We start from the raw sequence: 5,277 nt of genomic DNA, 5'->3' as shown, positions 1-5,277 counted from the left end.
ACGAGCATCCGGCGGAACGGGAGCCGGGGCAGCACCGCCCGGGCCCGCTCCTCGTCGAGGCGGCGGGCCGGGTCCTTGGCCAGCAGGCCGTAGATGACGTCCGTCAGCGGACCCGCGTTCTTGGGCGGGTCCACCGGCTCGGTCATGACGGCGGTGAGGGTCGCGAGCGCGGACCCCTTGTCGTACGGGGGCACGCCCTCGACGGAGGCGTACAGCAGTCCGCCGAGGGACCACATGTCGGCGGGCGGACCGGGCTTCTGGCCGCGGGCGCGCTCGGGCGAGATGTACGAGGGGGCGCCGACGAGCATGCCGGTGGAGGTGACGGAGGGGTCGCCCTCGACCTGGGCGATGCCGAAGTCGGTGAGGACGACGCGGCCGGTACGGGCGATGAGCACGTTGGACGGCTTCACGTCCCGGTGCAGGATGCCCTGACCGTGCGCGGCGCGGAGCACGTCGAGGACGGCGAGGCCGACCTCGGCGGCGCGGTGGGGAGTCAGCGGGCCCTGTTCACGGATGAACTCCGCGAGCGAGGGGCCCTCGATGAGCTCCATGACGATCCACGGACGGCCGTCCTCGTCCACGACGTCGAAGACGGTGACGGCGCCACTGCTGCGGATCCGCGCGATCGCCTTGGCCTCGCGCAGGGTACGGGTGATGAGGCGGCGCTTCTCGTCCTCGTCGACGCCGGTGCTGAAGCGGAGTTCCTTGACGGCGACCGTCCGGCCGAGGGTCTCGTCCTCGGCGCGCCAGACGGTGCCCATGCCGCCCTTGCCGAGGACTTCGCGCAGCCGGTAGCGGCGCGCGAGCAGCCGCCCCTCGTCCTGCCCTTCCTCGGCGGCCTTGGCCGCCGCGGCCTTGACGGCGGCCGCAACGGCATCGGCCTTCTCGATGACGGGATTCACCACGGGCTTCGCCGGCTCGGGCTTCTCCGCGGGCGCGAAGCCGGCCGGCTTCGCGTCGTCGGCGGCGGCCGGAGACTTCGTCAGGTCGGCCTTCACCGCCGGCGCGTCGGCAGGCTGCGCGCGCCCGGCAGCGGCCGCCGGCCCGTCGGGTGAGTCCGGCTTCGCCGCAGGCGGTACGGCAGGCTTCGCCGCAGGCGACTCCGGCTTCGCCGACACGGGCTCGGCCCGGTCCTGCTTCGCCGCAGGCGACTCGGCGGGCGACTCGGTGTGCTCCGGCTTCGACATGCGTCCCCTCTGCGATCGCTGCCCCGGCAGCCCCCGGGATCCCCGGTGGCCCGCTCCGGGAGAACCCGTGCGGTAACCCGCCCCGGCAGAACCCTCATTGTTCCTCACTCCGCAACGGACGGGCGCCCCGGGTCCGCGGTTCCCCCCTCCGCATCCCGGAGTTACAACGGAACGATGTCAGGAGCCCCCAGCCGCGCGGCATCCGCGGTCTGGTCGTCCGGCTGGCGCTGCGATTCCCGTTCCGCCTGGACCCGCTTCTCGTAGTGTTCCACTTCCTTCGCGATCTGCTGTTCGTCCCACCCCAGGACCGGCGCCATCAGCTCCGCGCACTCCCGCGCCGACCGCGTTCCCCGGTCGAACGTCTCGATGGAGATGCGCGTACGCCGCGTCAGCACGTCGTCCAGGTGCCGGGCCCCCTCGTGCGAGGCCGCGTACACCACTTCGGCCCGCAGGTAGTCCTCCGCCCCGGTCAGCGGCTCCGCCAGCCCGGGATCCGCCGCGATCAGGTCGAGCAGTTCGTCGGTCATCGAGCCGTACCGGTTCAACAGGTGCTCGACCCGCGCCACATGGAGGCCGGCCCGGGCGGCGATCCGCGCCCGCCCGTTCCACAGCGCCCGGTACCCCTCGGCCCCGACCAGCGGCACCTCCTCCGTCACGCACTCCGCGACCCGCGCGTCGAGCCCGTGCACCGCCTCGTCGACCGCGTCCTTCGCCATGACCCGGTACGTCGTGTACTTGCCGCCCGCGACCACGACCAGCCCCGGCACGGGGTGCGCCACCGTGTGCTCGCGCGACAGCTTGCTCGTCGCGTCCGACTCCCCGGCCAGCAGGGGCCGCAGGCCCGCGTACACGCCCTGCACGTCGTCCCTCGTCAGCGGTACCGCCAGCACCGAGTTCACGTGCTCCAGCAGGTAGTCGATGTCCGCGCTCGACGCCGCCGGGTGCGCCTTGTCCAGGTCCCAGTCGGTGTCCGTCGTGCCGACGATCCAGTGCCGGCCCCACGGGATCACGAACAGCACCGACTTCTCGGTCCGCAGGATCAGCCCGGTCGAGGAGTGGATGCGGTCCTTCGGGACGACCAGGTGGATGCCCTTGGACGCCCGGACGTGGAACTGCCCGCGCTCCCCGATCAGCGCCTGCGTGTCGTCCGTCCACACCCCCGTCGCGTTCACGACCTGGCTCGCGCGGATCTCGTACTCGCCGCCGCCCTCCACGTCCTGCACGCGTGCCCCGACGACCCGCTCGCCCTCGCGCAGGAAGCCGACGACCCGCGCCCGGTTGGCGCAGTGCGCCCCGTACGCCGCGGCCGTCCGGACCAACGTGGCCACGTACCGCGCATCGTCCATCTGGGCGTCGTAGTACTGGAGCGCCCCCACCAGGGCGTCCTTGCGCAGCGCGGGCGCGACCCGCAGGGCGTGCCGGCGCGTGAGGTGCCGGTGCAGGGGAAGGCCCCGCCCGTGCCCGCTGGACACCGACATCGCGTCGTACAGCGCGACGCCCGATCCGGCGTAGAACCGCTCCCAGCCCTTGTGCTGGAGGGGGTACAGGAACGGCACGGGCTTCACGAGGTGCGGGGCCAGCCGCTCCAGGAGCAGGCCGCGTTCCTTCAGGGCCTCCCGTACGAGGGCGAAGTCGAGCATTTCCAGGTACCGCAGGCCGCCGTGGATGAGCTTGCTCGACCGGCTGGAGGTGCCGGAGGCCCAGTCCCGCGCCTCCACCAGCCCCGTCGCCAGGCCTCTGGTGGCGGCGTCGAGCGCGGTCCCCGCGCCGACCACGCCCGCGCCCACCACCAGAACGTCCAGTTCCCGCTCGGCCATCCGGGCGAGTGCCTCTTCGCGCTGGACCGGCCCCAGTGTCGCTGTCCTCACGGCTGCCTCCCGTTGGTGCGGGTCGTCCCCGCTCGGTGTGCTCGGTGCGCTCGGTGCGGGTGATCCCGCTCACATCCCCCGCTCACGATTCTGACCCGCCGTACCCACATCAGCCACCGGCTGTGGACAACACAACGGTGATCACCACCCCGTAATGCGACAGATCGGTCATATATACGCCTAGTCTGACATCGCGCCAGCTCCGCACGGGCCCCGCACGGTCCACAGGACTTGCGCACCCAGCCTCCTCATGCATGTCAGGGAAGGGACGGCACCCCATGCCCGCAGACCTCGCCGTCATCGGACTCGGCCACCTCGGCCTCCCGCTGGCCCAGGCGGCCGTCGCCGCCGGAATCGAGACGGTCGGCTACGACAGCGGTCCGGCCACCGACTCCACCCTCACCGCCGCAGAGGTCCGCCGCATGTCGGCCGCCGGCTTCCGGGTCGCCACCAACCCCGCCGAACTCGGCCGGGTGCGCACCGCCGTCATCTGCGCCCCCACCCAGCTCGGCGCGGACCGCGCGCTCGACCTGTCCGCCGTCGGCGAGGCGGGCCGCACCCTCGCCGCCCGGCTGCGCCCGCACACCACCGTCATCCTCGAATCCGCCGCCCACCCGGGGGTCACCGAGGACTACCTGCGCCCGATCCTGGAGGCCGGATCCGGGCTGCGCGCCGGCCGGGACTTCCACCTGGCCTACTCCCCCAGCCGCCTCGACCCCGGCAACCGGACGCACGGCATCGCCAACACCCCCAAGGTGATCGGCGGCCTCACCCCCGCCTGCACCGAGTCCGCGCACGCCTTCTACGCCCGCCTCACCGAGAAGGTGGTCCGGGCGCGCGGCCTGCGCGAGGCCGAGACCGTCCAGCTCCTGGAAACGAACTACCGGCACGTCAACATCGCCCTCATGAACGAGATGGCGGTGCTCTGCCACGACCTCGGCGTCGACCTGTGGGACGTCATCCGCTGCGCCGAGACCAAGCCGTACGGGTTCCAGGCCTTCCGGCCCGGCCCGGGGGTCGGCGGGCGCAGCGTCCCCCTGGACCCCAACTACCTCCCCCACACCACCCGCACCCCGGGCCACCCCCTGCGCATGGTCGGCCTGGCGCAGGAGATCAACAGCCGGATGCCCCAGTACGTCATCCAGCGTTCCGCCACCCTGCTGAACGAGCACGGCAAATCGGCCCGCGGGGCCCGGGTCCTGCTGCTCGGCGTCACGTACAAGCCCGACCTGGGCGACCAGGAGGGCGCGCCGGCCCGCGAGATCGCCAGCCGCCTCCTGGACCTGGGGGCGCTGGTCAGCTACCACGACCCGTACATCGCCGGATGGCGCGTCAGGGACCGTCCCGTCCCGCGTGCGGAATCGTTGTACGAGGCCGCCGCCAACGCCGATCTGACGATCCTGCTCCAGCAGCACCGCACGTACGACCTCCAAGGCCTCGCGGTGAAGGCGCAGTTGCTGCTGGACACCCGCGGCGCCAGCCCCCCGGGGGCGGCCCACCGCCTCTGAGCCGCCCCGGCCCGCCGGTCACGGCCCCGTCCGGCACGCGCCCGTCCGACGGAAAACCCCTCTTCGCACGTCAGTGCGCCCTGTTAGCCTGCGGCGTCACTTATCTCGCACTTATGCCCCAGGGGCGCACGTGCGTCCACGTCCCCGGGGGGATTTCCGATGAGCCAGAACTTCCAGCCGCCCGCGCCCTCGTCCTACACGCCGGCCCCCGCCGCGGCCCCCGCCCGCGGCGGCAACGTCGTCCTGGGCGTCCTCGCCGCCGTCGTGGCCGGTCTCGCGGCCGCCGGCGTCTACGGCGCGATCGTCAAGGCCACCCACCACGAGATCGGCTACGCGGCGGTCGGCGTGGGCGCCCTGGTCGGTTTCGCCGCGGGCAAGGCCGGCGGGCGCAACGCCGTCCTGCCGGTCGTCGCCACCCTGCTCTCCGTGGCCGCCGTCCTCGGGGGCCAGCTCTTCGGCATCGCCCTGGACGGAGCCGAGCAGCTCTCCACGGGCGTCCTCGACGTACTGACCGAGCACACCTCCGAAGTGGTCGACAGCTGGAAGACCGACCTGGACCCGCTGGTGTTCCTCTTCCTCGCCATCGGCGGCTACGCGGCGTTCCAGGTCAGCCGCAAGACCGCGGCCTGAGCGACGACGCCGCGACGACCCCGGAGCGGCGACCGCCGCCCGCGCGAGCGCCGCGCTCACGGCGAACGACAGACAAAAAACAAC

The 5,277-nt window shown here is 72.9% G+C and carries 4 protein-coding genes; 2 read left to right on the top strand and 2 right to left on the bottom strand.

Translation table 11 applies throughout. The features are described from left to right. Window positions 1–1,187 (bottom strand): serine/threonine-protein kinase (locus ACFXA3_RS34610; protein ID WP_385193609.1); only part of this gene is annotated, 1,187 nt, incomplete at its 3' end. Between the two features lie 161 nt (window positions 1,188–1,348). Then, window positions 1,349–3,055 (bottom strand): glycerol-3-phosphate dehydrogenase/oxidase, encoded by a 1,707-nt coding sequence (locus tag ACFXA3_RS34605; protein WP_385193606.1) that lies wholly within the window; start codon window positions 3,053–3,055, stop codon window positions 1,349–1,351. 278 nt (window positions 3,056–3,333) lie between these two features. Between ACFXA3_RS34605 and ACFXA3_RS34600 the strand changes: the two genes are divergently transcribed. Both ACFXA3_RS34600 and ACFXA3_RS34595 read left to right on the top strand, forming a co-directional pair. Beyond that, complete coding sequence (locus ACFXA3_RS34600; protein ID WP_385193603.1) at window positions 3,334–4,563, top strand: nucleotide sugar dehydrogenase; 1,230 nt, start codon at window positions 3,334–3,336, stop codon at window positions 4,561–4,563. 159 nt (window positions 4,564–4,722) lie between these two features. Beyond that, the gene (locus ACFXA3_RS34595) at window positions 4,723–5,193 is read left to right on the top strand and encodes a hypothetical protein (protein ID WP_385193600.1); all 471 of its coding nucleotides are present in this window, start codon (window positions 4,723–4,725) and stop codon (window positions 5,191–5,193) included. Window positions 5,194–5,277 lie beyond the last annotated feature (84 nt).

The organism is Streptomyces sp. NPDC059456 (genome assembly GCF_042750055.1).
Taxonomy (GTDB): domain Bacteria; phylum Actinomycetota; class Actinomycetes; order Streptomycetales; family Streptomycetaceae; genus Streptomyces.
Note: the sequence above shows the minus strand (reverse complement) of the source record. Positions and strands in the feature narration are given on the sequence as shown.

Coding starts and splice junctions, on each gene's coding strand:
- ACFXA3_RS34595 (WP_385193600.1), top strand. CDS start 4,723: ATGAGCCAGAACTTCCAGCCGCCCGCGCCCTCGTCCTACACGCCGGCC.
- ACFXA3_RS34600 (WP_385193603.1), top strand. CDS start 3,334: ATGCCCGCAGACCTCGCCGTCATCGGACTCGGCCACCTCGGCCTCCCG.